This window comes from Atlantibacter sp. MEI4A-1023 (assembly GCF_056155425.1).
The window spans coordinates 2,818,145-2,844,347 of sequence record NZ_CM149568.1 but is presented as its reverse complement, the minus strand read 5'-3'; the positions used below and the strand labels follow the sequence as shown (position 1 = coordinate 2,844,347).

Sequence of the window (26,203 nt, the reverse complement as noted above, 5' to 3'; positions counted from 1 at the left end):
CGGCGGCCCTGGTGCGGTATTAATGCTGTTTGCGGGCGTTCTTATCCAGATACATATTGGCATCGGCTTTACGCATCGCGCTGTCGGGATCTTCCTCTGCCGGTTGCGCCACGTAAATCCCGATGCTGGCGCCCCCATAGTTCAGCTCCACATCCCTCAGGATGTATTTGCCTTCCAGTAGACTATTGAGGCGCGCCTTCAGCGCGGAGGCGATTTTTTCCTGCGCTTCATCTTTCTGGCCGCCAAGTTCGGCCACCAAAAACTCATCGCCGCCGAGCCGCCCGATAATGTCGTCCCGGGTCACGCCTGCCGATAAACGGTCACTCACCTGCAACAGAAACAGATCGCCGGTTTCATGACCGTGCAGATCGTTAATCTCTTTGAAGTCATCCAGATCGATAAACGCCATGATCACCGTACGCTCCATATGGCGGGCGATGGAAAACAGCGCGTCCAGATTCTTAAAAATAGCGCGGCGATTGGGCAGGCCGGTCAGCGCATCGGTATAGGAATGGGCAATCAGTGCGGCGTTGGCTTCGCGCAACTGTTCCAGCAGCGAATCTTTTTGAACGTACTGGGCGATCAGCCCGGCGAACAGACGCAGCACATATTCGGCGCGCACCGAGAGTTCTTTTTTATCGGTGCTGGCGGCGCACAGCGTTCCGTAGAGCGTACCGTCATCCAGTTGGACCGGGGTGCTGACGTAGGTGGTAATGCCCAACCCTTTTGCCGCTTCACTGTCGCCCCACTGCGAGGCGACATCATTTGTGTACATACAGCCTTCATCCATGGCACGTTTGCATAAGGTATCACCCCACGGGACGGAGAGCCCTTCAGGGATATTCATCTCTTTACTGTTGCGCGAAAACAGGATGAGCTGCTTGCCTTGCTCCGCTTCGACTTTGGTGAGGTAAGTCGAATCCATCTCGGTCACGATTTCCAGGGTCTCAAGCAGTTTTCTGACCAGCCCCTCAAGGGAGTTTTCAGAGGCCAGGGTTTCTGAAATCCGTGACAGAATAAAATCAGACATCGCTAACGTACGCTCCAGAATAAAGTGAACCGTGAATTCTAGCCGTACGCACCCGACGGCACGTCACATCATATCAACAAATCATCAGTTTTCAGACTATCCCGGCGAACAACATATATCTTTCGTTGATATTTAATTGAGGGAGAGACGAACGGATGCCGCCTCTCCCGGGGCGGGGTGGCTATTTACGGATTAAATAGCGGATTGTCGGCCCGTCCTGCTGGATTTCCAGCACAGTGTAGCCGTGGTTGCGCGCATCAAGCGGAATATTGTTGATTGACTGCGGGCAGTCGCTGATCACTTCTAAAATCTCGCCTTTTTTAAGCTGCGGCATGGCTTCCAGCGTCGCCACGGCCGGGTAAGGGCAGGGCTCGCCCACCATATCAAGACGGTAATCCGGGACTATTGCGCTCATACGCCCTCCTTCGCGGTTTCAGTGGTAACGGTGCGGCTGCGGCGGAAGAAATGTTTTTCCCAGCCGATAATTAGCATTAATGCGGCAAACAGCATCAGGTAAGTGACCAACAGGCCCCCCAGCGGACCGAAGGTGTTCAACAGGTTGATTTTGTCCCAACTGGTGGCAAGGGCTGGGGAGAGATCGTCCCAGAAGTAAGCCAGAATCGTGGAGCCAATCACATTGCCGAGGCCGACCCACCAGTAGTGCATCTGGCCTTCCACCGCGCGGTACATCCAGCCGGTTTCACAGCCGCCCGCCAGCACAATCCCGAAACCAAACAGCAAGCCGCCCAGCACGGCGTTCGGGCCCGCCCACATGATTTTCGGTTCCGCACCCAGTTGCACATAGCTGAAGATACCGATGGCGCTCACCGCCATGCCGAGGATAATCGCCTTCGCCATGTGTGTGCGCCCGGTGATCCACATATCGCGGAACGCCGAGGTAAAGCAGATTTGCGCGCGTTCAATCAGCAGGCCAAAACCCACGCCGAACAGCATCGCCAGGCCGAGTTTCGGCTGATTCATGGCGGTGAGAAGCGCCCAACCCACCATGCCGACGAAAATCAGCATCCCGATGCGGAAGCGACGGCGCGCCTGATCGTGATTTTGCGTCAACTGTGAGGCGCTGGAGACTTTTTGCAGCTTCACCGGGATGCGGAAAATCGGCATCAGGGTAAAGCGCGCGCCGAACCAGGAGCCGATAGCGGTGGCGATGGCAAAGAACCAGGCGTGCAGCGAAAACTGCGGAATGCCGGTAAAGAACGCGGCCAGGTTGCAACCCATCGCCAGACGCGCGCCAAAGCCAGCGATGATGCCGCCCGCCACCGCCTGGAGAATACGAATGCGGTGCTGGGGTTTGCGCAGCTTGACGTTATTGGCCCACAGCGCCGCAGCGAAGCAGCCGCCGAACATGCCGATAATCATCATGCCGTCGATGCGGGTAAGGGGCGAACCCTCGAGGTGGATAATCTTAAAGTAGCCCCACTCTTCAGCATGCACGCCCATGAGTTGCAGCAGCTGTCCGCCCCAGCGGGTGAACTCGCCGGTTACCGCCCAGAAGGTGCCGGTCAGGCCGAAGTAGTAGGTGGAGAGAATACCGGCGGCGATGACAGCCGGCAGCGGTGCCCAGAACTTAACGAGGTATTGCTGTTTGAATTGTTGCCATGACATGGTGTTATCCTCTGAACTCAGACGGATTTAAAGGGCGCGGAGTGCGCTGGAAAGAGCGGGCATCATAGGGTGTTTTTCTTAATGTTACCGGGGGAAATATCAAAAAAAATGATGTATCAGCCATTTTATTGCGCAACAAGAAGGCTGGCGGCGGTAACGCTTTAATGCCACACTCGTTTTTTTGATCTCTTGCAGGAATAACGATGAAAAAATATGCACTGGCAGCAGCGCTGCTGGCCCTGAGTGGCTGCGCGCAGGTGGATAATTATCAGGACGTAGTAAAAGCGCCAGCGCCCGCCGGCCTCGCCGGTTACTGGCAGTCGCAGGGGCCGCAGAGCGAACTGGTCAGCCCGGAGGCTATAGCCAGTTTTATCGTAACCAAAGATGGCGATACCCTGGACTGCCGCCAGTGGCAGCGGGTTATCGCGTTACCCGGCAAGCTGATGCAGCGCGGCGACGATTTGTATAACGTGACCCAAAAGGTGGAGATTTACGCCATTGAGCGAACCGGCGACCGGATAGAATATGCCGGGATGGATTTACAGCGCGTAGAGCGGCCAACCAAAGAGTGCGCAGACTTTTTAGCGACGCATCCGCTATTAAGCCCGCTACCCTAACTGTTTTAACAAGCGGGCAGGGGATGACCTGCCCGCTGTGCCTGATTATATCGTTTCTTCAATCACCCACACGCTCACGCTGCCGCCCTGGCAGGTAAAGATCCCGGTACCGTTTTCATCAGTGGTGGCGCGTTGCTCCTGATTTCCCAGAAAATCACACCAGGTCTTGTTAGCGTAATTTTCCCCAAGCTCCAGCGTCTTTTCGCCGTCGTCGCCGTTGGACATCACCACCACGCAGCCGGGATCTTCTTCGGTGCCGCTGCGGCTGAAGGCGATGCAGTTGGGATGGTCGAACCATAACGTCTGAACGCCGTGGGCGAAACGCTGGCGGGCATGGATCAGCATGTCGAGTTTGTCGACGATGGGCATATCGATGTGGTACATCTCGCCGTCGCCGCCGGTATCGTCGTAGCTTGCCCCGTACAAATCCGGGTAAAACACCGACGGCACGCCGTTTTCGCGCAACAGGATCAGCGCGTAGGCCAGCGGTTTAAACCAGGATTCCACTGGCGCTTCCAGCGCCTGTAACGGCTGGGTATCGTGGTTGGCGACCAGCGTCACCGCGTGGAACGGATCGGCTTCCACCAGCGTACCGGTGAAAATCTGGCTCATATCGTAGTCGCGGCCCTGCAGGGAAGCCTCGTGGAATTTCATATGCAGCGGGGCGTCGAACAGCATGGTTTGACCCTCTACCTGGTCGATATACTGTTGCAGTTTCTCGACATCATGCGCCCAGTATTCCGCCACGATAAACAGCGGCTTCGGCGCAACTTCCTGTACGTGCTCGATCCACTCTTTATAAAACCACGCCGGAATATGCTTCACCGCATCCAGCCGGAACCCGTCGCAGTGGGTTTGATCCATTATCCAGCGGGCCCAGTATTTGATCTCTTCGGTGACGGCGCGGTTGCGATAGTCGATGTTGGATCCCATCAGATAATCGAAATTGCCGTTCTCATCATCCACCTGGTCGTTCCAGCCATCGCCGGTATAGTCGTTGACGATTTTAAACACGCCGTCTTCGGTGGGGTTTTCAATCCGGTCGACGCCGCTAAAGCATTTATAGTCCCAGATGAATTTTGAATATTGTCCGTCGCGGGCAGGGAAGGTGTAGCGGGTCCAGGCCTCGCACTCAATGACGTCTTCCTCAATTTGGGTACGATCCTGCTCGTTAACCCGATTGACCAGAACCCGTTCTTTTTCATCCGCGCCCATTTTGTGGTTCACCACCACATCCAGAAGCACAGCGATGTTATTTTTTTGCAGCGCCGAAATGGCCTCCAGCAGTTGCTGTTTATCACCGTATTTGGTGGCGACCGATCCTTTTTGATCGAATTCACCCAGATCGAACAAGTCGTAAGAGTCGTAGCCGATGGAGTGCTCGCCCTCGCTGCCTTTATACGCAGGCGGGAGCCAGACCATATTGATGCCGATATCATTAAAGGTTGCTGCGCGTTCAGACACCTCCGGCCATAACGTGCCGCCGCCGGGGGAATACCAGTGAAAACATTGCAGGATGGTGGGATTTTTCATCTTCCTTGCTCCAGAAGTCATTTAGCTGACTTCTGGAGTATGGAAGATCTTCATCAACTCACCAGAGGGTGGGGAAATTATCGTTGCGTTAATTGGCGGGCGTGTTGGGCACCAGTAACATACCGGATAATCTGCCATAGGCATTGTTGAGGGATTGCTGGCGTGAAGACTGGCCAATCAGCTCGCTTAATTCATCCAGCCGCTGCTGGAGCAGCGCTTTTAGCTGCTGCTCGTTTTCCAGCGTCTGCTTCAGGTAAGTTTCCAGCATATCCTGCACTTGCTTACTGATTTTGGGAGCCGGAGTGATCATCACCGCCTCCACGGATTGCAGGTAGACGACTTCTTTTTCCAGCAGTAACTCCCACTCACCCCGCTGTGCCAGATCCAGTAGGGTCTGGCTCATCAGCGCAACATGCTGCCAGCGGCTAATCAACTCCACGTTGGGGGACATTAATGTTACTCCTGGGCGTGAGCCGGCTGTGGGGAGACTTGCTTCCATGCATCAGCGATATTACTGAGCAACCCTTCAACTTCTTCAATGGCCTGGCTGTCGTTACGCAAGTTAGCCTGTAACAGACGACGCACCATGTAGTCATACAGCGACGACAGGTTCGTGGCGAGTTCGCCGCCCTGTTCGCGATCCAGCCCCGCTTTCAGACCGTTATCGATAATATTAATGGCTTTACTCAGCGCTTCGCCTTTCGCCACCGTTTCACCCTGCTGCATAAACAGGCGAGCGCGCACCAGCGCACTCATCGCGCCATCAAACAACAGCACGATAAGCTGATGGGGACTGGCACTCATTACGGCACTCTCTACGCCCACGCGGGCGTAAGCGTTAGTACCACTGGCGTTATACATAATGACCTCTCATCAGGAGCTGGAATTGCTCATCGCCGTAAACTGTTGGCTTAAATAACTGCTGGTGCTGTTCAGTTTGCTCATCATGGTATCGAGCTGGGTGAACTGCGCCTTATAGCGCGCAACCGTGGCGTCAATGCTTTCGCTGGTGGCCAGATACTGTTTGGTCAATTTTTTCAGCGTGGCGTTGATGCTGTCCTGGGCGCTGTCGATAATGCCGTCGTCGGCCAGATATTCTTTAATGTTCGACGCCATTTTGGTGGTAATGCCGGTTTCTTTCCCGTCACCTACCAGCAGCAGACGCGTAGCAGATGAGTTTTCATTCAGCGCTTTAGTCAGCTTGGTGTCGTCGATCTTCAATTTTCCGGTCGCGCCGTCAGCGGTGATGCCGATTTCGTTTAAGGTTTTATACGCTGAGCTGGTATCACCCTGGGTAAACATACCGCGCAGGCCGGTCTGGATACTGCGAACGACGGTATCGCCCAAGAGGGCACCATTAGATGTGCTTTGCGCTTCCGCGCCAGCATCAACGGCGGTGTATTTTGTCAGTGAGTTGAAGGTGTCAATCAGAGAGTTATATGCATCAACCCACCCCTTAATCGCGGCTTTGGACTGATCGTTACTTTTCTCAACCGTTACCGTCACATTATCGACTTCTTTCGTCAGGTTTAGCGTCACGCCTTGCGGGGCATCGGTGATGGTATTACTGGAGCGTTCTATATTGATGTTATTAACGGTCAGCAGAGCATTTTTAGGTTCCACTAACTGCTTGATGCCGCCTGCTTTGTCGGTACCGTCATAACCAATTACGGCATTTAACGCGTCATCACCTTTAACTGAAATGGTCATTTTATTGTCCAGACCACTTTCTGAGGAGGTAATCACCAACTGATACTGATTGTCTTTGACTTTAACAATGCTGGCAGAAACCCCATTGTCTGCATTGTTAATGGCATCACGCATGCCTTCCAAAGAGGTTTGCTCACTGCTAAGTTTTATTTCCAGCGGTTTATCGCGACCTGGTTGGTTTATAACCATGATTCGTTCCGCGACAGCGGTGTTACCCTGTGCAGTTTTGCTGGAATCGATACTTTTAGTCGTTGTCAGTGAATGCGCCTGGGCAAGCTGCGTTACGCTGATAGAATATTTACCCGCAGCCGCGCCTGCTGTGGTCGTGACGGACAAATCTTCACTGCTGCTTTTTGCAGTAGTGCTATGGAATAAATCTGCATTATTTAACGTCGTGTTCGCGGTCTGAAATTTTTCCAGTGCGCTTTTAAGCGTGCCATAAGCGGTTAACCGAGCCGTGTTGGCACTTTGCTGTTGCGTAATTGGCGTCAAGCGCGCTTTTTCTGCGGTCGTTAGGTTCGTTAGTAAAGTATCCAACGGTAGGTTAGACCCGACGCCTAAAGATGATATTGAAGCCATGCCATTTCCTTTTGATTGCAAACAGTGGTTAGTGGTGATATCGGCAATCTGGCGGCAAAGTTTAAGGATATTTTGAGGAATTAATGGTCGGAATAATGCTTCTTATAATGGGTAATTCGATTGGTTAAGAAAACATCGGATAAAAAATGTATTTGGAAATAAAAAATGGCAGAAGAGTAAAAATTTTCTAAAGTTCGAAAAAGGGGTGCCGATACATGGGTTACGGTGACAAGACCGTGGGCAACAGCCCAACAACATCAAGATGTAAATTGATAAGGAATAGATCATGGCACAAGTCATTAATACTAACAGCCTGTCGCTGTTGACCCAGAACAACTTGAACAAATCTCAGTCTTCCCTGAGCTCCGCTATTGAGCGTTTGTCTTCCGGTCTGCGCATCAACAGCGCCAAAGACGACGCCGCTGGCCAGGCGATTGCTAACCGCTTCACCTCTAACATCAAAGGTCTGACTCAGGCGTCCCGTAACGCCAACGATGGTATCTCCATTGCTCAGACCACTGAAGGCGCGCTGTCTGAAATCAACAACAACCTGCAGCGTGTTCGTGAACTTTCCGTTCAGGCAGCTAATGGTTCAAACTCTGATTCAGATTTGTCTTCTATCCAAGCTGAAATTAAACAACGTTTGGATGAGATTGACCGTGTTTCTGGTCAGACTCAGTTCAACGGTGTGAAGGTACTTGCTAATGACAGTAAGCTGACAATTCAGGTTGGCGCTAATGATAATGAAACTATTTCTATCGATTTGAAAGAAATTACTAGCGCAACCTTGGGTCTGAATACTTTCAGCGTAACTGGTGACAAAGCAGCTACTGCTGATCAATTAGTCAAAGACTTTGGTGCCACAGGCACAATGAATTACAAGCTGGGTAGCGACAATTTTACATCAAACGTAAAAACGGGTGCTGTCCAGATTCAAACCGGTGGTACTGGTGCCTTTGCTGCAGCTTACGTAGGTGCAGCTGATGGTACATTGTCCAGCTCTGCAACCAACACTAAAGTTGATGACAGCGATGCTGCAACCATTACTGCTGCCGCTACTGCTGCTGCGGGTACCCTTGGTAATGTGGGTTCTAAATTTTCATTTAAAGGTACTGACTGGACTGCGGTAACAGGTACTACTGCTAACGCAAATGGTAACGGTATTTATACTGCGACTGTTGACGGTAAGGAAGTCACGCTTGAAATTAGTGGCTCTACTTCCAATGTGGGTGCTAATGCTTCAATGACTATCACTGGCGCTGATATTTATGAGCAAGGTGCTGCGGGTAGTAATAAATTAACGACCCAATTGAACAATGTAGCAGCAAAAGAGTCCGATCTTGTTAATGCGAAAGCAACTAAGACTGGTGGCGCGCTTAAAGTTGGCGCAGCGGATTATGATATAAGTGGTTCCGGTGTGGTCACATTGAATGGCGGTTCAGGCGAGCCAATCTATGTGAAAAATGCCGGAACGGGTAACGCATCACTGGTTGCACAAAGCCAGGCTAGTGAAGCAACGCGCAACCAGTTAGAATTGATTGATAAAGCGTTATCACAGGTTGATACCTTCCGTGGTGCTTTGGGTGCGGTTCAAAACCGTTTCGATTCCACCATTACCAACCTGGGTAACACTATCAATAACCTGTCTTCCGCACGTAGCCGTATTGAAGACTCTGACTACGCGACCGAAGTTTCCAACATGTCCCGTGCGCAGATCCTGCAGCAGGCAGGTACTTCTGTTCTGGCACAGGCTAACCAGACCACGCAGAACGTTCTGTCTCTGCTGCGTTAATTGGCAAAACCCCTTACAAACCCCGCTTCGGCGGGGTTTTTTACTGCTCCGATCTCTCCATAACCCCTAAATAACCCCCCATTTCACCCACTATTCATCCGATTAAAAGCCCTCCAGAAACGGATAATCATGCCGATAACTTATTTAACGCAGGGCTGTTTATCGTGAATTCACTCTATACCGCTGATGGTGTAATGGATAAACACTCGCTGTGGCAGCGTTATGTCCCGCTGGTGCGTCACGAAGCATTGCGCCTGCAGGTGCGCTTGCCGGCGAGTGTTGAGCTCGACGATCTGCTTCAGGCAGGCGGCATCGGGTTATTAAACGCGGTGGAACGCTACGACGCCCTGCAAGGTACGGCATTTACCACTTACGCAGTACAGCGTATTCGGGGAGCCATGCTGGATGAACTGCGCAGCCGCGACTGGGTGCCGCGCAGCGTCCGACGTAACGCCCGCGAAGTCGCACAGGCCATCGGTCAGCTGGAACAAGAACTTGGACGCAACGCCACCGAAACAGAAGTGGCGCAGCGCCTGGGCATCGCGCTTGACGAGTATCGTCAGATGCTCCTCGACACCAACAATAGCCAGCTTTTTTCCTACGACGAGTGGCGGGAAGAGCATGGCGATAGCATTGAACTGGTGACCGAAGAGCACCAAAGCGAAAACCCGTTGCAACAGTTGTTGGAAAGCAGCCTTCGCCATCGCGTCATGGAAGCGATTGAGGCGTTGCCGGAACGTGAACAACTGGTGCTGACGCTCTACTACCAGGAAGAGCTTAATCTCAAAGAGATTGGCGCGGTGCTGGAAGTGGGGGAGTCGCGGGTCAGCCAGTTGCACAGCCAGGCAATTAAACGGCTACGGTCTCGTCTGGGTAAGTTATAGGTTGTTGAGCTGCTCATCATCCTGGAAATGGAAATGCCACTCATGCATGTCACACCGGGAGTCACTATGACCGAGCCACAACAAAAAAAACGGCCTATTAGCCGCTACCTGAAAGACTTTAAGCACGCAGAAACCCATTGCGCCCATTGCGGCAAACTTCTGGACCGCATCACGCTGGTCCATCGTGGGACGATTGTTAACAAAACCGCTATCGCGCAGCTCGATACCTTAATCGATGAAGCGACCTGGGCCAGCCAGCGCCACGAGTGGTCGGCGCTGTGCCGCTTCTGCGGCGATCTGCACTGCAAGGTGCAAAGCGAGCATTTCGATATCATCGGCTTTAAACAATACCTGTTTGAACGCACCGACATGAGCCCCGGCACCATCCGCGAATACGTGGTGCGCCTGCGCCGTTTAGGCGAGCATCTCGAAGCCCAGCAAATTCCCGCCGACCAGGCGCAACAGGGCGAGATCGAAGATCAGCTTGAGCGCTGGCTGCCGCCGACCAGTACCAATAACTACCGTATCGCGCTGCGCAAATATTCCCGTTATTTAAACCACAGTCACCAGAATGAGCCTGCAAAAGCCCTGTATGAGACGACTTCTGCTATATATTAATTTGGCATAACTCGTTCCATTCTGTTGTTTGCTTAACAGGTGTAACTCTTTAAACTGGCTGAAAATTTCGATATCTGGGGTATCTATGAAACTTGCACAGTTTGGCCGTCAGGCGCTGATGGGCGTGATGGCAGTGGCATTGATGGCAGGCGTAAGCGTAAAAACCTTCGCGGCAGAAGATCTGCTTAATAAAGTCAAAGAGCGCGGCACGCTGCTGGTTGGGCTGGAAGGCACCTATCCGCCGTTCAGCTTCCAGGGTGATGACGGTAAGCTCACCGGCTTTGAAGTGGAATTCGCCGAAGAGCTGGCGAAGCACCTTGGCGTGAAGGCGTCGCTGAAACCGACCAAATGGGACGGGATGCTGGCGTCGCTGGATTCTAAGCGTATCGACGTGGTGATCAACCAGGTGACTATCTCCGACGAGCGTAAGAAGAAATATGATTTCTCCACGCCGTACACCGTGTCCGGTATCCAGGCGCTGGTGAAAAAAGGCAACGAAGGCGCTATCAAGTCTGAGAATGACCTGAAAGGCAAAAAAGTCGGCGTGGGCCTGGGCACCAACTATGAAGAGTGGCTGCGCCAGAACGTGCAGGGCGTGGATATCCGCACTTACGATGATGACCCAACCAAATACCAGGATCTGCGCGTAGGCCGTATCGACGCCATTCTGGTTGACCGTCTGGCCGCGCTGGATCTGGTGAAGAAAACCAAAGACACCCTGGCGGTGGCGGGCGAGCCGTTCTCCCGTCAGGAAGCGGGCGTCGCGCTGCGTAAAGGCAACGAAGATTTACTCAAAGCCGTGGATCAGGCGATTGCTGAAATGCAGAAAGACGGGTCGCTGGCCAAACTCTCCGAGAAATGGTTCGGTGCCGACGTGACGAAATAAGTCGTCGCAAAAACAAAAAGGTGCTGAAATCAGCACCTTTTTTTATTGCATGACGCCAGCCCCGGCGCATGTGATGCATAATTATCACCATTGCGAACAGAAAACGGCATCCGGAGATCTCATGTCACTGCATAACTTAACCCGCTTCCCGCGTCTGGAATTTATTGGCGCACCCACGCCGCTGGAGTTTTTACCGCGTTTCTCTGATTACCTGGGCCGGGAAATTTATATCAAGCGTGACGATGTGACGCCAATGGCGATGGGCGGCAACAAGCTGCGCAAGCTGGAGTTTCTGGCGGCGGATGCGCTGCGTGAGGGGGCGGACACGCTCATCACCGCCGGCGCGATCCAGTCGAACCACGTGCGCCAGACGGCGGCGGTCGCGGCGAAGCTGGGCCTGCACTGCGTGGCGCTGCTGGAAAACCCGCTGGGTACCCGCGCGGAAAACTATTTAACCAACGGCAACCGCCTGCTGCTCGACCTGTTCAATGTTCAGATCGAAATGTGTGACGCGCTGGATAACCCCGATGCGCAGCTTGAAGAATTAGCGACCCGCGTGGAAGCCCAGGGCTTTCGTCCGTATGTGGTCCCGGTGGGCGGTTCTAACGCCCTGGGCGCGATGGGCTATGTGGAAAGCGCGCTGGAAATCGCCCATCAGTGCGAATCGATCAGCCTGAGTTCCGTGGTGGTGGCGTCCGGCAGCGCCGGGACACATGCCGGGCTGGCGGTGGGGCTTGAGCAACTGATGCCCGACGTGGAATTGATTGGCGTCACCGTATCGCGCACCATCGCGATGCAGAAGCCGAAAGTGGTGGCGCTGCAACAGGCCGTTGCGCGCGAGTTGGAAATAACCGCCGCTGCCGACATCACGCTGTGGGACGATTATTTCGGTCCAGGCTACGGCGCACCGAACGAAGAAGGCATGGAAGCAGTGAAACTGCTGGCCAGACTGGAAGGGATTTTACTCGACCCGGTCTATACCGGAAAAGCTATGGCAGGGCTTATTGACGGCATCGAACAGAAGCGATTTAAAGATCGCGGGCCGATTCTGTTTGTCCATACCGGCGGCGCGCCTGCGCTGTTCGCCTATCACCCCCACGTCTGATTGCCTGGTGAAAAACAATAATGCAAGAAAGTATCCAACTGATTATTGATTCTCTGCCGTTTCTGCTGAGGGGGGCGGTGTTTACCCTCCAGCTCAGCATCGGTGGGATGTTCTTTGGGCTGGTGCTGGGTTTTATTCTGGCCCTGATGCGCCTGTCGCCAATTTGGCCGGTCTCCTGGCTGGCGCGGTTTTATATCTCGATTTTTCGCGGTACGCCGCTGATCGCCCAGCTGTTTATGATCTATTACGGTCTGCCGCAGTTCGGCATTGAACTGGACCCGATCCCGGCGGCGATGATCGGCCTGTCGTTGAACACTGCGGCCTATGCCTCTGAAACCCTGCGCGCGGCCATCTCCTCCATCGATAAAGGGCAGTGGGAAGCCGCCGCCAGTATTGGTATGACGCGCTGGCAAGCGCTGCGCCGCGCCATTCTGCCCCAGGCGGCGCGGGTGGCCCTGCCGCCGCTGAGCAACAGTTTTATCAGCCTGGTGAAAGACACGTCACTTGCCGCGACCATTCAGGTGCCGGAACTGTTCCGCCAGGCGCAACTGATCACTTCGCGTACCCTGGAAGTGTTCACCATGTATCTGGCGGCGTCGCTGATTTACTGGGTAATGGCGACGGTGCTTTCCACGCTGCAAAACTATTTTGAAAACCAGCTTAACCGTCAGGAGCGTGACCCCAAATGAGCGCGATTTCAGTCAAACAACTGGTGAAGAAATTCCACGGTCAGACGGTGCTGCACGGTATCGATCTTGAGGTAAAGCCTGGTGAAGTGGTGGCCATTATCGGGCCGAGCGGCTCCGGCAAAACCACGCTGCTGCGCAGCATTAATCTGCTGGAACAGCCGGATGCGGGCACTATTCAGGTGGGCGATATCACCATTGACGCCGCCAAATCCATGAGCCAGCAAAAAGGGCTGGTGCGCCAGCTACGTCAGCACGTCGGTTTCGTGTTCCAGAACTTCAACCTGTTTCCGCACCGCACCGTGCTGGAAAACATCATTGAAGGGCCGGTAATTGTGAAAGGGGAACCGAAAGAAGACGCCTCGGCCCGCGCCCGGGAACTGCTGGCTAAAGTTGGGTTAACCGGCAAAGAGACCCGTTATCCGCGGCGCTTATCCGGCGGGCAGCAGCAGCGCGTGGCGATTGCCCGCGCCCTGGCGATGCGCCCCGACGTGATTTTGTTCGACGAACCCACCTCGGCGCTCGACCCGGAACTGGTCGGCGAGGTGCTCAGTACTATTCGGCAGTTAGCCGAAGAGAAACGCACGATGGTAATCGTGACCCACGAGATGAGCTTTGCGCGCGATGTGGCGGACCGGGCGATCTTTATGGATCAGGGACGCATTGTCGAACAGGGCCCGGCCAAAGCGCTGTTTGCGCACCCGCAACAGCCGCGTACTCAGCAATTCCTTGAGAAATTCCTGATGCAGTAAGCCAAAAGGGCATTATGTGTTCTTAAAACCGGGCTTGCGTTTAAGCGCGAGCCCGGGAAGTTCGGCTTTAGTGGAAACCAGGAAAAATTGCGTCTTAGGGAGTGGATTCATCTCTCCGGTGAATATTAACCCGCGGATTCATAGATAAGATAAAGTCTCATTTATGGTAATTTATCCCATCAAAATAATTAATGAATAAAACAGGGGCCACGTAACGCAGAATGACGGAAAGAGACTTTTTCATCTGGCGGAAAAACGTTTTCAAGCGTTTTCAGGAAACCCGAGACAGTGCTGAGGTTGAACTGCTTCTGGCGAGCGAAACACAAGCCATGGCGTTCGATTACTATTCGCTGTGTATAAGGCATCCCGTGCCGTTTACCCGCCCTAAAACGACGCTTTTTACCACATACCGTGAAGACTGGGCGCAGCATTACTATGCCGAAAACTATTTCGCTGTCGATCCGGTACTCAACCCCAATAATTTGCATCGCGGTTATCTCCCCTGGACCGATGAGCTTTTTAGCGGCGCGCCTGATTTTTGGGATGCGGCAAGAGACTTTGGTTTGCGCAACGGCGTCACCCAAACGGCGATGGCCCCGGGAAGGGCGCTGGGTTTTCTTTCAACATCCAATTTGCGCGTGCATGATGCCTGGCTCTCGGAAGACGAACTGGCGCTGCGTCTGCATTACCTCGCCGATCTGAGCATGATGGCGCTGCTGCGCATGAACTCCCCGGCGATGAGCGGGCTGGAAATGAAATTCAGTAAACGCGAGCGCGAGATCCTACAGTGGACGGCGGAAGGAAAAACCTCATCGGAAATTGCCATGATCCTGTCGATTTCAGAAAACACGGTGAACTTCCATCAGAAGAATATGCAGAAGAAATTTAATGCCCCGAATAAAACTCAGGTGGCCTGTTACGCAGTGGCGATGGGATTGATTTAACCGGAGAGAGCAGGATGTTGCAGGAAACTGACGCGGCGGTGATAACAATCACCGCCGCGTTTTTGTTACTGGCGATAGGCCTGTTTGATTTGTTTAACGGTATTGCTGAACAGTTCCGCCTGAGCGGTATCTTCCATTTGAGCAATCTGCTTTTCCATTTTAATAATCACCCGGCCCGCATCCGCCTGGCCCATCGCCTGGAGCATAAGGGTCAGCAGGTTTTTCATGCAGGACACTTCCAGTGCCAGTTCCTGAATATTGTCAGTGGTTGAAAAATCAGGGGTGCTCATTTCTTTACCTCAATGGAATGTTCACGCGCAAACAGGCGTGTGGTTGATCTGAAAAGCGCGGAGTATATCACAAGCCAGGCGAAAGTCAGGGTGGTTGTTTTTTAGACGCAGCAGAGTTTATTTAATTAAACATTATAGATACATGTTTATCGCTTAACTTACTGCTGGCATCGGGTTATTTGTTTCAGCAACGTTTTTAAAACGTTAAATAGCGTCTTTATGGAAAATGCTTTAACATTTTTTTCAAAGTGTTTTCGATTTTGTTAAAATTAAATATTTATAACATATTGATTTCGTTGTTTATTAATTAATTGGCTGGCGTGCTTTTCCCGCCATTTTCACGGAATACGTTCCAGAAATGCGACCAGGAGCCACAAAGTACTTTTTTTGCGTTTTAAAGTTGACTTAAAACCCGTTAATATGTGGAAAATTATCTATCAGCAGCGTTATCCCTATTCTGGAGATGTTTCTTTTGATCAACGTTCTTCTTGTTGATGACCATGAACTGGTGCGCGCAGGGATACGACGCATTCTTGATGATATCAAGGGCATTAAAGTCGCAGGTGAAGCCTGCTGCGGCGAGGACGCCGTTAAATGGTGCCGTTCTAACCCGGTGGATGTCGTCCTGATGGACATGAACATGCCCGGCATTGGGGGCCTTGAAGCCACGCGGAAAATCGCGCGTTCAAGCTCTGATATCAAAGTCATTATGTTAACCATACACACCGAAAACCCGCTTCCCGCTAAGGTGATGCAGGCGGGTGCCGCTGGCTACCTCAGTAAAGGCGCCGCGCCCTCAGAAGTCGTGAGCGCTATTCGCTCCGTTCACGCAGGGCAACGGTATATTGCTTCGGATATTGCCCAACAAATGGCGCTGAGCCAGATTGAGCCCGCAAAAGCGGAATCGCCGTTCTCAAGTTTGTCTGAACGGGAATTGCAGATTATGCTCATGATTACCAAAGGCCAGAAGGTGAACGAGATTTCCGAGCAACTCAATCTCAGCCCAAAAACGGTAAACAGCTACCGTTACCGGATGTTCAGCAAACTGAACATCCACGGCGATGTTGAATTGACCCATCTTGCGATCCGCCACGGCCTGTGCAATGCCCAAACATTAGCCAGCCAGTGAGAGAAGTGTTCGATTCTAAATCTTTCTTAAAAACCGTTACCAACAAGCCTGGCGTCTACCGAATGTATGACGCCGGCGGTACGGTCATCTATGTCGGTAAAGCGAAAGATCTTAAAAAGCGTCTTTCCAGCTATTTCCGTGTCCAGCTTTCCAGCCGTAAGACCGAAGCGCTGGTGGCGCAGATCGAAAATATCGACGTTACCGTCACCCATACTGAAACCGAAGCGCTGCTGCTCGAGCATAACTACATTAAGCTCTACCAGCCGCGCTATAACGTGCTGCTGCGCGATGATAAGTCTTATCCATTTATTTTTCTGAGCGGCGATACCCATTCGCGCCTGGCGGTACATCGCGGCGCGAAACACGCCAAAGGCGAATACTTCGGCCCGTTCCCTAACGGCTATGCGGTGCGCGAAACCCTGGCGCTGCTGCAAAAGATATTCCCGATCCGCCAGTGTGAAAACAGCGTCTACCGCAACCGCTCCCGGCCCTGTTTGCAATATCAGATTGGCCGCTGCCTCGGGCCCTGCGTTGAGGGGCTGGTTAGCGAAGAAGAGTATGCGCAGCAGGTGGAATACGTTCGGCTGTTTTTAGCCGGTAAAGACGACCAGGTGCTCACGCAACTGGTGACGCGGATGGAAAAGGCCAGCCAGAATCTCGAGTTTGAAGAGGCGGCGCGTATCCGCGATCAAATCCAGGCAGTGCGCCGCGTGACGGAAAAGCAATTTGTCTCCAATACGGGCGACGATCTGGATGTGATTGGCGTGGCGTTCGATGCGGGCATGGCCTGCGTACACGTGCTGTTTATCCGCCAGGGTAAAGTCTTGGGTAGCCGCAGCTATTATCCTAAAGTACCCAGCGGCACCGAGATGGCGGAAGTGGTGGAAACCTTTGTCGGCCAGTTTTATTTGCAGGGCAGCCAGATGCGTACCTTGCCGTCAGAAATCCTGCTCGACTTTAAACTTTCCGATGAAAGCGTGCTGGCTGATTCGCTCTCTGAAGTGGCGGGCCGACGCGTGAATGTGCAAACCCGCCCGCGCGGCGACCGGGCGCGCTATCTGAAACTGGCGCGTACCAATGCCGCCACCGCGCTGGTGACGCGCCTGTCGCAGCAATCCACCCTCTCGCAGCGGCTAACGGCGCTGGCAGCCACGCTGAAGCTGCCTGAGATCAAACGCATGGAATGTTTCGATATCAGCCACACCATGGGCGAACAGACGGTGGCTTCCTGCGTGGTGTTTGATCCTAATGGCCCGCTGCGCGCCGAGTATCGCCGCTACAACATCACCGGCATCACGCCAGGGGATGATTATGCGGCGATGAACCAGGTGCTGCGCCGCCGTTATGGCAAGGCCATTGAAGAGAACAAAATTCCCGATGTGATCCTGATCGACGGCGGGAAAGGGCAGTTGGCCCAGGCAAAAGCGGTGTTTGCTGAGCTTGACGTGCCGTGGGATAAACATCACCCGCTGCTGTTGGGCGTGGCGAAAGGCGCAGATCGCAAAGCCGGGCTGGAAACGCTGTTTTTTGAGCCGGAAGGGGAGGGATTTTCGCTGCCGCCTGATTCTCCTGCGCTGCATGTTATCCAGCATATCCGCGACGAATCGCACAATCACGCGATCACTGGCCATCGCAAAAAACGCGCCAAAGTAAAAAATACCAGTACCCTTGAAACCATCGAAGGGATTGGGCCAAAGCGCCGCCAGATGCTGCTCAAATACATGGGCGGTTTACAGCCGTTATTAAATGCCAGCATCGAAGAGATCGCGAAAGTTCCGGGCATCTCACAGGCTCTAGCAGAAAAGATCTACTACTCGTTGAAACATTAGGGGCTATGTAGCAACATAGCCTTAATTTCCACAGACTACAGACAGTTACCTTGCGCCATGCGAATGAATATTCCGACTTTACTTACCCTGTTTCGTGTCGTCCTGATCCCGTTTTTCGTGCTGGCGTTCTATCTGCCGTTCACCTGGGCGCCGTTTGCCTGTGCGTTTATCTTCTGGGTCGCGGCGGTAACCGACTGGTTTGATGGCTACCTGGCACGCCGCTGGAACCAAAGCACTCGCTTTGGGGCGTTTCTCGACCCCGTGGCCGATAAAGTCCTGGTCGGTATCGCGATGGTGCTGGTGGTTGAGCACTACCATAGCTGGTGGATCACGCTGCCTGCCGCCACCATGATTGCCCGTGAAATTATTATCTCTGCGCTGCGTGAGTGGATGGCTGAGATCGGCAAACGCGCCCGCGTGGCGGTTTCCTGGATTGGTAAAGTCAAAACCACGGCGCAGATGGTGGCGCTGATTGGCTTGTTGTGGCGTCCGAATATCTGGGTTGAGTACGCCGGGATCGGTCTCTTTTTCGTGGCGGCGGTACTGACGTTCTGGTCTATGTTCCAGTATTTGCACGCTGCGCGCGGCGATTTGCTTGAACCGTGATCGAATAGACGCAAAATTCAGCAAACGAATCAGTATCTCAGAAAATTTCGTTGACTCATTGCGTCAGGTAAGTAGAATGCAACGCATCGAACGGCAGCACGGTTTGCCAGAAGATAGCAAAATCAAGTAATTAGCTAATTACCTGATGAATGCGGGAATAGCTCAGTTGGTAGAGCACGACCTTGCCAAGGTCGGGGTCGCGAGTTCGAGTCTCGTTTCCCGCTCCAAATTTTTATACCGGCAAATTTGCGGGTGTAAGCCTGAAAAGGCAGCAGTATTTGGCGCGTTAGCAAAGCGGTTATGTAGCGGATTGCAAATCCGTCTAGTCCGGTTCGACTCCGGAACGCGCCTCCAATTTTCCCGAGCCCGGGTGGTGAAATCGGTAGACACAAGGGATTTAAAATCCCTCGGCGTTCGCGCTGTGCGGGTTCAAGTCCCGCCCCGGGCACCACGGGAAATAAAAAATAAAATCAATGATAAGCAGTGTCGTGTAAACCACCTTCGGGTGGTTTTTTATTGCCTGAGATTTGACGCCACCTGACATTCAGCGCAAATCCATCCTGTTTATTTCAATAACCCCGGCCTGACCTTGTCCCAGAGCGCCGGGTTATCACTTTCATCCTTCAATCCCACTCCCGTCAGCCGTCGCAGAAACGCCTGCTCCAGCAGCCAGGCCAGTTTAAACGCCGCCGCCTCGTAGCCTAGCCCCTCCGGGCGGATATTCGATATGCAGTTACGCTCCGATTCAATGCGCGCGCGCTCGGGTTTCCAGGTTAGATAAACGCCCAGGCTATCGGGTGATGACAGCCCCGGCCTTTCACCAATCAGGATCGCCACCGCCTTGCTGTTCAGGCATTCCCCGATATCATCGCCCAGCGCCACACGCGACTGATGCGCCAGCACCACCGGGCCGGTGGATAAACCGAGTGTCGCCAGAAAAGGCAGCAGTGCGTTAATCAACGGCACCGCCTGGCGATGGACGGCGTGAGAGGAAAGCCCATCGCCGATAACCAGCAGCACATCGTGAGGGTCCTGACGTCGGCTCACCAACATTTCACGGCTCGGCTCATCAAGACGCCGCCCCAGATCGGGCCGGTTAAGGTAAATATGGCGGTCGGCTGCCTGGCTGTGGACCGTCACCGTTTCCAGATCCACGGCGGCGAGCTGCGCGGCGAGCGTCTCACTGTCGAACGGTTGATGGATGGCGTCCCGCGCCTGGGCGTGGGCCAGGCCAAATTTCAGCACTTCGGCGGTGGGCAGGCTCGCACCGCTGCGCCCAAGCGCAATCCGGGCATCGGTAAACTGATTCAATGCTTTCCAGGCATCGGGGGCGTGCATAGATCCTCCTTACGGCATGGCGGTGAGCAGGGGATGGTTCGCACCGGTTAAACGCAACTGCCCCTGGCTATCAATAATCTGCATCTGGCTTAGCCATTGCGCGAATTCCGGGGCGTGTTTTAGCCCTAATAGCCGCCGTGCGTACAGCGCATCGTGAAAGGACGTGCTCTGGTAATTCAGCATGATGTCGTCCGCACCCGGCACGCCGATCAGAAAGGTCAGCCCGGCGTTGCACAGCAGCGTCAGTAAGGTATCCATATCATCCTGATCCGCTTCGGCGTGATTGGTATAGCAAACGTCGCAGCCCAGCGGCAGCCCCATCAGCTTGCCGCAGAAATGGTCCTCCAGCCCGGCGCGGATAATTTGTTTACCGTCATACAGATATTCCGGGCCGATAAACCCGACCACGGTATTCACCAGCAGCGGATCGAAATGGCGCGCCACCGCATAGGCGCGCGCTTCGCAGGTTTGCTGGTCGACGCCGTGATGCGCATTAGCCGACAGGCAGCTCCCCTGACCCGTTTCGAAATACATCACGTTATTGCCGAGCGTACCGCGTTTCAGCGACAGCGCCGCGTCACGTGCTTCCGCCAGTAAAGAGAGTGAAATTCCAAATCCGCGATTTGCTGCCTCGGTACCGGCCACCGACTGGAATACCAGATCTACTGGCGAGTCGCGCTCGATAAGTTGGAGAGTATTAGTGACGTGGGTTAACACGCACGACTGGGTGGGAATGGCAAAACGCTGAATGATGTCGTCCAGCATATGATTCAGCCGATCCAGCACCGGCAGGCTGTCGCTGGCTGGATTAATGCCCACCACCGCATCACCCGCGCCGTACAGCAACCCGTCGAGCAGACTGGCAGCGATGCCCTTTAGATCATCGGTAGGATGATTAGGCTGTAGCCGCACGCTTAAGTGCCCCGGCAGGCCGAGGGTATTGCGAAAGCGCGTAACCACCCGGCATTTGCTGGCAACCAAAATCAAGTCCTGGTTGCGCATCAGTTTGCTTACCGCTGCCGCCATCTCCGGCGTGATGCCGCGCGCAATGCGGCTCAGCGTGGCGCAGTCTGCCGCATCGCCCAACAGCCAGTCGCGGAAATCGCCCACCGTTAAATGGCGGATAGGGGCAAACGCGCCGGCATCGTGGGTATCGACGATCAGCCGTGTCACTTCATCAGACTCATAAGGAATGAGGGGATTAGCCAGCAGGTCGCGTAACGGAACATCAGCAAGCGCCATCTTTGCCGCCATGCGTTCTTCGGCGCTCTCTGCCGCCACGCCCGCCAGGCTGTCGCCGGAGCGGGCAGGGGTCGCTTTCGCCATCACGTCTTTCAGGCTGGCGAACCGGTAAACCCGGTGCGCCAGAGTGGTGCGATACATGCGTTTCTCCTTACGACAGCGCCCGCAATTGCGGGTCGAGTGCCGCACGTTGGCGCGCCGGGGCCGAAATGCGGAACCACACATAACCGCCCAGCATCATGGCGGCGAAAATCAGCGCCAGCACCGTGTTGTAGTAAATCATCGCCGCCAGACACAGCACCGCCATCACAAGGGCAAATGCAGGCGCGACCGGAAACAACGGCGCTTTAAACGGTCGGATCAGATTCGGCTCGCTGCGGCGTAGCTTAAACAGCGCCAACATGGAGACGATATACATAACAATAGCGCCAAATACCGACATGGTGACGATGCACGCTGTCAACGGCATCCCGCTAATGGTGATCAGCGAATCAGAGAAGATAGCGGCGATACCCACCACGCCGCCCGCAAGGATCGCCAGATGCGGGGTGCGGGTGCGGCGATTCACTTTCGCCAGCGAGGCGGGCAGGAACCCGGCGCGCGCCAGGGAAAAGATCTGCCGGGAATAGCCCATAATAATGCCGTGGAACGACGCTACCAGCCCGAACAGCCCCAGCCAGACCAGCATATGCAGCCAGCCGCTGCTGCTGCCCACCACCATTTTCATCGCCTGAGGTAGGGGATCGTTGATATTCGACAGCGTACGCCAGTCGCCCACACCGCCCGCGAACACCATCACGCCTACCGCCAGCACCGTTAAAGTCAGAATGCCGCCGCCCAGCGCGCGGGGAATGGTGCGTTGCGGATCGCGAGCTTCTTCCGCGGCCATCGACGCCCCCTCAATCGCCAGGAAAAACCAAATCGCGAACGGGATCGCGGCGAACATTCCCGGCAGCGCCAGATTGCTGAAGCTCTCCGCACCCGCCCAGCCGTTGGCGGTGAAGTTATCCCAGGAGAAGCCCGGTGCGACCACGCCCATAAATACCAGCAGTTCAAATATCGCCAGCAGCGTGACGATCAACTCGAAGGTTGCGGCAATACCGACGCCGAGAATGTTTAGCGTCATAAAGATCAGGTATGCCCCAACAGCCACCCATTTCGGATCCAGCGCCGGGAATTGCACGTTCAGATAGGCACCAATCGCCATCGCGATAGCGGGCGGCGCAAACACAAACTCGATCAGTGTGGCGAACCCGGCGATAAACCCGCCTGTTGGCCCGAAGGCCCGATACGCATAGGCAAACGGCCCACCCGCGTGGGGGATAGCGGTGGTCAACTCGGTAAAACTAAAAATGAAGGCGCAATACATCGCGGCGATAGCCAGCGCCACGATCAGAAACCCCATGGTTCCTGCCTGGGACCAGCCGTAACTCCAGCCGAAATACTCACCGGAGATCACCAGCCCGACGGCAATTCCCCACAAGCGGAAGCTGCCCAGAGTGCGTTTTAATGTTGTTGGTTGTTCGGTTACGCTTGCCATACCTTACCTCGCCAGAATGGAAAAACCTGATGAGGGCATTGCAAAGGCCGTACCAGAGACACAAACCCCATAAATATGCCCCTGCCAGGGCAGGAGACAAATACGCCTGCGCGAAAATGCGCCAAATTGCGCACCCTTTGCACCAGTTCGGTGAATCACGATTGCGACTTTCTGCTGACGGTGAAAGCGCTGCCGAAACGCTATGTTCATCAAAAAGCGGAGGAAATTATGATGGCCTGGCGACCTTTTCTTACTGTTATCGTGAATCCTCAACCTATACTCGTGGTGAACCGCTCCCGCCCCAGGCTCCGGCTGGTGGTGAGCGGGCCGTTTATTTTGGCGACGGCGCGTGATAAGCCCCGTTGACCGCCACGCGATGCAGGAGAACTGGAATGCCGCTGACTAATCCGCTGCTGCCCTTACTGGCGCAGTCGCCGTTCATTGTGCTGGATGGCGCGCTGGCCACCGAACTGGAAGCGCGCGGTTGCGACCTGGCGGATAATCTCTGGTCCGCAAAGGTATTAAAGGAAAACCCCGAGCTGATTTATCAGGTGCATCTTGATTACTTCCGGGCCGGGGCTCAGTGCGCCATTACTGCCAGCTACCAGGCCACCCCGGCCGGGTTTGCCGCAAAAGGGATTGATGAGGCGCAGGCGATTGCACTGATTAAACAGAGCGTGGTGCTGGCGCAGCGGGCGAGGGCGGACCGGCTGGCGGAGCAGCCCAACAGCCGCGCGCGGCTGATTGCCGGTTCGGTCGGGCCCTACGGTGCATATCTGGCGGACGGCTCAGAGTATCGCGGCGACTATACCCTCAGCCAGGAGGCATTTTGCGCTTTTCATCGGCCACGCATCGCCGCGCTGATCGACGCGGGCGTCGACCTGCTGGCCTGCGAGACGCTGCCATCCTTTACCGAGACGCGCGCGCTGCTGGCTCTGCTGAGTGATTTCCCGGACATCACCGCCTGGTTTTCTTTTACCCTGCGCGACAGCGACCATTTAAGCGACGGCACGCCATTAAACCAGGTGGCGGCGCTCCTCGACGGGCACGATCAGGTCCTCGCCATCGGCGTAAACTGCATCGCGCTGGAGCGTACCACGGCGGCGCTGAATCATTTGCACAGCCTCACTACGCTGCCGTTGGTGGCGTATCCCAATTCCGGCGAGCAGTACGACGCTGTCGCCAAATGCTGGCTCCACGGCGAGCGCAGTGGCCGCACCCTGAATCATTATCTGGATGAATGGTTACAGGCTGGCGCGCGCCTGATCGGCGGATGTTGCCGCACCACGCCAGCGGATATCGCCCTGCTGGCGCAGCGCCAGGGGTAATGCGTTCCCGATCCACGGCGAAATCGCGTTATAATTGCCTGGAACTGAGGTAACGCACGCCAGAGGAGGCGACCGTATGAACCAGGGACCACTGAATGAAAAAGAGCTGGAATGGCTTGATGAGATATTAGCGCAGTATGCCAGCGAAAGGTCGGTGGTGGATGTCTCCGAGCTGGACGGCATGTTGACCGCACTCTTATCCGGGCCGTCGATGCCTGAACCCAGCGAATGGCTGGTAGCGCTGTGGGGCGGGGCGGATAACGTACCAAAATGGCAGAACGAGCGCGAAATGGAGCGCTTTATGACTCTGGTGTTCCAGCATCTGGAAGATGTGGAAGATCGCCTGAGCAGCTATCCCGATCAGTTCGAACCGCTGTTTGGCGAACAGGACGTCGAGGGCGAAACGTATATTGTGGTAGAGGACTGGTGTTACGGCTATCTGCGCGGCGCAGAGCTGTCAGACTGGTCAGCGCTGCCGGCATCCCACCGCCTGTCGCTGGACTCTATCGCGCTTCACGGGCGTGAAGATAATCTCGGCCTGCTGGAAAAAATGGCCCCGGAGGAGTATCAGTGCAGCATTGATGATATTCGCCTGGCGGCGCTGAGTTTGTATGAATATTGGTCGGAAAATCAGCATCCCGAACCCGACGCGCCGACGCCTTATATTGCCGATGTGAAAGTCGGGCGTAACGATCCCTGTCCCTGCGGCAGCGGCAAAAAATATAAAAATTGCTGCTTACATTAAGCGATAAATAAACCGGCTGAAAAGCCGGTTTATTTTTTTAATTAATCACGCAGCGTAAGTTTATTATTCGCTGTATATTTTAATATATAACGATGCACTGACAACTTCAGGCACAACAAGCAGTTAGCATAATTCTTAACCGCAATTTTGCAAAAAGTCGATCAAAAGCACGTTTAACCCTTTCTGGTTAATACCACTTTTGTGTTACATCAATTCTTCTATTTCCCGCATCCTGCAAAATACTTGCCTCAGAACTATACACACCATTGATGGATTAATTGAAGGCAAGGTAATGAGTAAGAAATGGAAATGGATTATTGGGCTGCTGTTTGTTGGTCTTTTACTGGGTGGAGCGTTAGCGGTTTCTTCAATGTGGGTGATGCATAAAACGTCAGAAACGTCGTTTTGCCTCTCCTGCCATACCATGCAAGCACCTTATGAAGAATACCAGGGTTCAGCGCACTTTATGAACCAGAAGGGCATTCGCGCCGAGTGCCACGATTGCCACATTCCGCAGTCCGGTATGGACTACCTGATCACCAAAATCCGCGCGAGCAAAGATATTTATCATGAGTTCGTGACCGGCAAAATTGATACCCCGGAAAAATTCGAAGAGCACCGGCTGGCGATGGCGCAAACCGTCTGGGATCAGCTGAAAGCCAACGACTCGGCGACCTGCCGATCCTGCCACCAGTTCGACGCCATGGACCTGCAAAAGCAGAGCGCCGACGCGCAGAAAATGCATGCGCTGGGCATCAAGGAAAAACAAACCTGTATCGACTGTCATAAAGGCGTTGCGCACTTCCCGCCTGAAATCACTATCGACACCAAAGCGCACGATGCGCTGATGGAGCACGCACGCCAGACGCCTGCTGATGTCAAAGAGGTTTACCCGGTTGCGCCTGCGCCGCTGGGCAATCTGGGCACCGTTTATCCTGCCACCAAACTGGTCGTGGTCGGTAAATCCGGCGATGCGCGTGAAGTGGAAATTACCGGTAGCCAGATGCAGGGGGCTGAACAGGTGATTTACCTGGCGGCGGGCCAACGCCTGGTGCTGGCGTCGCTGACCGAAGAAGGCCAGAAAGCCATCAAGGTTTCCAGCGACTGGGAGAAAGATCCTTATGGAAATGCCTGGCGCAACGTGTCGCTGCGCGCGCCGCTTACCGAACCGGCGCTCGGCAAACCTGACGAAATTTGGAGTTACGCCAAAACCCTCGACCAGGCGTACTGCTCCGGTTGCCACGCCCCGATTTCATCCGAGCATTACACCCTCAACGCCTGGCCTTCAGTAGCAAAAGGGATGGGTGCGAGAACGGATATCAGCGCTGAGGATTTAGACATCCTGACCCGCTGGTTCCAGTATCACGCCAAAGATATCGCCACCAGGGAATAAC

26 protein-coding genes and 3 tRNA genes are annotated in these 26,203 nt (G+C 54.3%); 18 read left to right on the top strand and 11 right to left on the bottom strand.

Translation table 11 applies throughout. The features are described 5' to 3' along the window. Window positions 1-19 precede the first annotated feature (19 nt). From ACVV26_RS13725 to yedE, 3 genes are all read right to left on the bottom strand, one after another. Complete coding sequence (locus tag ACVV26_RS13725) at window positions 20-1,030, bottom strand: sensor domain-containing diguanylate cyclase (RefSeq protein WP_474797653.1); 1,011 nt, start codon at window positions 1,028-1,030, stop codon at window positions 20-22. Between the two features lie 181 nt (window positions 1,031-1,211). Then, a complete protein-coding gene (yedF, locus tag ACVV26_RS13720; RefSeq protein WP_125291856.1) occupies window positions 1,212-1,445 on the bottom strand; it encodes a sulfurtransferase-like selenium metabolism protein YedF in 234 nt (77 codons plus the stop codon). Then, the gene (gene yedE, locus ACVV26_RS13715) at window positions 1,442-2,656 is read right to left on the bottom strand and encodes a selenium metabolism membrane protein YedE/FdhT (RefSeq protein WP_474797650.1); all 1,215 of its coding nucleotides are present in this window, start codon (window positions 2,654-2,656) and stop codon (window positions 1,442-1,444) included. Before yedE ends, yedF begins: the two co-directional genes overlap by 4 nt. Window positions 2,657-2,859: 203 nt before the next feature. On the opposite strand from yedE, the gene yedD reads away from it, so the two are divergent. After that, complete coding sequence (gene yedD / locus ACVV26_RS13710; RefSeq protein WP_474797648.1) at window positions 2,860-3,273, top strand: lipoprotein YedD; 414 nt, start codon at window positions 2,860-2,862, stop codon at window positions 3,271-3,273. Between the two features lie 45 nt (window positions 3,274-3,318). Here the strand turns inward: yedD and amyA are convergent, their stop codons facing one another. The 4 genes from amyA to fliD all read right to left on the bottom strand — a co-directional run bounded on the left by amyA (window position 3,319) and on the right by fliD (window position 7,095). After that, a complete protein-coding gene (gene amyA / locus ACVV26_RS13705; RefSeq protein ID WP_474797646.1) occupies window positions 3,319-4,806 on the bottom strand; it encodes an alpha-amylase in 1,488 nt (495 codons plus the stop codon). A gap of 88 nt (window positions 4,807-4,894) precedes the next feature. After that, entirely contained in the window at window positions 4,895-5,257 is a 363-nt protein-coding gene (gene fliT / locus ACVV26_RS13700; protein ID WP_312978785.1) for a flagella biosynthesis regulatory protein FliT, read from the bottom strand. A gap of 5 nt (window positions 5,258-5,262) precedes the next feature. Beyond that, complete coding sequence (gene fliS / locus ACVV26_RS13695; protein WP_125291861.1) at window positions 5,263-5,667, bottom strand: flagellar export chaperone FliS; 405 nt, start codon at window positions 5,665-5,667, stop codon at window positions 5,263-5,265. 12 nt (window positions 5,668-5,679) lie between these two features. Next, window positions 5,680-7,095: a flagellar filament capping protein FliD gene (gene fliD / locus ACVV26_RS13690; protein WP_474797644.1), complete on the bottom strand. Its 1,416-nt coding sequence runs from the start codon at window positions 7,093-7,095 to the stop codon at window positions 5,680-5,682. A gap of 286 nt (window positions 7,096-7,381) precedes the next feature. On the opposite strand from fliD, the gene ACVV26_RS13685 reads away from it, so the two are divergent. The 8 genes from ACVV26_RS13685 to sdiA all read left to right on the top strand — a co-directional run bounded on the left by ACVV26_RS13685 (window position 7,382) and on the right by sdiA (window position 14,762). Then, the gene (locus tag ACVV26_RS13685; RefSeq protein ID WP_474797642.1) at window positions 7,382-8,887 is read left to right on the top strand and encodes a FliC/FljB family flagellin; all 1,506 of its coding nucleotides are present in this window, start codon (window positions 7,382-7,384) and stop codon (window positions 8,885-8,887) included. A 164-nt stretch (window positions 8,888-9,051) separates the two neighbouring features. Then, window positions 9,052-9,771: an RNA polymerase sigma factor FliA gene (locus ACVV26_RS13680; RefSeq protein WP_125291865.1), complete on the top strand. Its 720-nt coding sequence runs from the start codon at window positions 9,052-9,054 to the stop codon at window positions 9,769-9,771. Window positions 9,772-9,837: 66 nt separating this feature from the next. Then, window positions 9,838-10,389: a flagella biosynthesis regulatory protein FliZ gene (gene fliZ / locus ACVV26_RS13675; protein ID WP_474797640.1), complete on the top strand. Its 552-nt coding sequence runs from the start codon at window positions 9,838-9,840 to the stop codon at window positions 10,387-10,389. A gap of 85 nt (window positions 10,390-10,474) precedes the next feature. Then, entirely contained in the window at window positions 10,475-11,275 is an 801-nt protein-coding gene (gene tcyJ / locus ACVV26_RS13670; protein ID WP_474797638.1) for a cystine ABC transporter substrate-binding protein, read from the top strand. Window positions 11,276-11,396: 121 nt separating this feature from the next. Further along, the gene (gene dcyD, locus ACVV26_RS13665; RefSeq protein ID WP_474797636.1) at window positions 11,397-12,380 is read left to right on the top strand and encodes a D-cysteine desulfhydrase; all 984 of its coding nucleotides are present in this window, start codon (window positions 11,397-11,399) and stop codon (window positions 12,378-12,380) included. Window positions 12,381-12,400: 20 nt separating this feature from the next. Then, window positions 12,401-13,069 carry a cystine ABC transporter permease gene (gene tcyL, locus ACVV26_RS13660; protein ID WP_474797634.1) on the top strand — a complete coding sequence of 223 codons (669 nt, stop codon included), beginning with the start codon at window positions 12,401-12,403 and terminating at the stop codon, window positions 13,067-13,069. After that, a complete protein-coding gene (tcyN, locus tag ACVV26_RS13655; protein WP_474797632.1) occupies window positions 13,066-13,818 on the top strand; it encodes an L-cystine ABC transporter ATP-binding protein TcyN in 753 nt (250 codons plus the stop codon). The genes tcyL and tcyN overlap by 4 nt, the downstream gene beginning before the upstream one ends. 221 nt (window positions 13,819-14,039) lie before the next feature. Then, window positions 14,040-14,762, top strand: a complete 723-nt coding sequence (gene sdiA / locus ACVV26_RS13650) for a quorum-sensing transcriptional regulator SdiA (protein WP_474797630.1) — start codon at window positions 14,040-14,042, stop codon at window positions 14,760-14,762. A gap of 65 nt (window positions 14,763-14,827) precedes the next feature. On the opposite strand, the gene ACVV26_RS13645 is transcribed toward sdiA, so the two are convergent. Continuing rightward, the gene (locus ACVV26_RS13645; protein WP_151604294.1) at window positions 14,828-15,052 is read right to left on the bottom strand and encodes a DUF2594 family protein; all 225 of its coding nucleotides are present in this window, start codon (window positions 15,050-15,052) and stop codon (window positions 14,828-14,830) included. Between the two features lie 472 nt (window positions 15,053-15,524). Between ACVV26_RS13645 and uvrY the strand changes: the two genes are divergently transcribed. From uvrY to ACVV26_RS13615, 6 genes are all read left to right on the top strand, one after another. After that, window positions 15,525-16,181 carry a UvrY/SirA/GacA family response regulator transcription factor gene (uvrY, locus tag ACVV26_RS13640; protein ID WP_312978794.1) on the top strand — a complete coding sequence of 219 codons (657 nt, stop codon included), beginning with the start codon at window positions 15,525-15,527 and terminating at the stop codon, window positions 16,179-16,181. Continuing rightward, window positions 16,178-18,010 (top strand): excinuclease ABC subunit UvrC, encoded by a 1,833-nt coding sequence (gene uvrC / locus ACVV26_RS13635; RefSeq protein ID WP_474797628.1) that lies wholly within the window; start codon window positions 16,178-16,180, stop codon window positions 18,008-18,010. The genes uvrY and uvrC overlap by 4 nt, the downstream gene beginning before the upstream one ends. A gap of 57 nt (window positions 18,011-18,067) precedes the next feature. Then, window positions 18,068-18,616 (top strand): CDP-diacylglycerol--glycerol-3-phosphate 3-phosphatidyltransferase, encoded by a 549-nt coding sequence (gene pgsA / locus ACVV26_RS13630; protein ID WP_312978796.1) that lies wholly within the window; start codon window positions 18,068-18,070, stop codon window positions 18,614-18,616. Between the two features lie 151 nt (window positions 18,617-18,767). Beyond that, window positions 18,768-18,843, top strand: a tRNA-Gly gene (locus ACVV26_RS13625). A gap of 53 nt (window positions 18,844-18,896) precedes the next feature. Continuing rightward, window positions 18,897-18,970, top strand: a tRNA-Cys gene (locus ACVV26_RS13620). A gap of 10 nt (window positions 18,971-18,980) precedes the next feature. Next, window positions 18,981-19,067: transfer RNA gene (locus tag ACVV26_RS13615), tRNA-Leu, on the top strand. 113 nt (window positions 19,068-19,180) lie between these two features. On the opposite strand, the gene eutC is transcribed toward ACVV26_RS13615, so the two are convergent. The 3 genes from eutC to eat are packed head-to-tail and all read right to left on the bottom strand — an operon-like array spanning window position 19,181 to window position 22,736. Then, window positions 19,181-19,954: an ethanolamine ammonia-lyase subunit EutC gene (gene eutC, locus ACVV26_RS13610; RefSeq protein ID WP_474797626.1), complete on the bottom strand. Its 774-nt coding sequence runs from the start codon at window positions 19,952-19,954 to the stop codon at window positions 19,181-19,183. A 9-nt stretch (window positions 19,955-19,963) separates the two neighbouring features. Continuing rightward, on the bottom strand, window positions 19,964-21,337 hold the full coding sequence (locus tag ACVV26_RS13605; protein WP_474797624.1) for an ethanolamine ammonia-lyase subunit EutB: 1,374 nt from the start codon (window positions 21,335-21,337) through the stop codon (window positions 19,964-19,966). Window positions 21,338-21,347: 10 nt separating this feature from the next. Next, on the bottom strand, window positions 21,348-22,736 hold the full coding sequence (gene eat, locus ACVV26_RS13600; protein ID WP_474797622.1) for an ethanolamine permease: 1,389 nt from the start codon (window positions 22,734-22,736) through the stop codon (window positions 21,348-21,350). A gap of 392 nt (window positions 22,737-23,128) precedes the next feature. Here eat and mmuM point away from each other — a divergent pair, with 392 nt between their 5' ends. The 3 genes from mmuM (at window position 23,129) to ACVV26_RS13585 (ending at window position 26,202) form a co-directional block, all read left to right on the top strand. Further along, entirely contained in the window at window positions 23,129-24,064 is a 936-nt protein-coding gene (mmuM, locus tag ACVV26_RS13595; RefSeq protein WP_474797620.1) for a homocysteine S-methyltransferase, read from the top strand. Window positions 24,065-24,140: 76 nt separating this feature from the next. Continuing rightward, complete coding sequence (locus ACVV26_RS13590; protein WP_474797618.1) at window positions 24,141-24,809, top strand: YecA/YgfB family protein; 669 nt, start codon at window positions 24,141-24,143, stop codon at window positions 24,807-24,809. Between the two features lie 292 nt (window positions 24,810-25,101). Then, window positions 25,102-26,202, top strand: a complete 1,101-nt coding sequence (locus ACVV26_RS13585; RefSeq protein ID WP_474797616.1) for a NapC/NirT family cytochrome c — start codon at window positions 25,102-25,104, stop codon at window positions 26,200-26,202. The last annotated feature ends 1 nt before the right edge of the window (window position 26,203 follow it).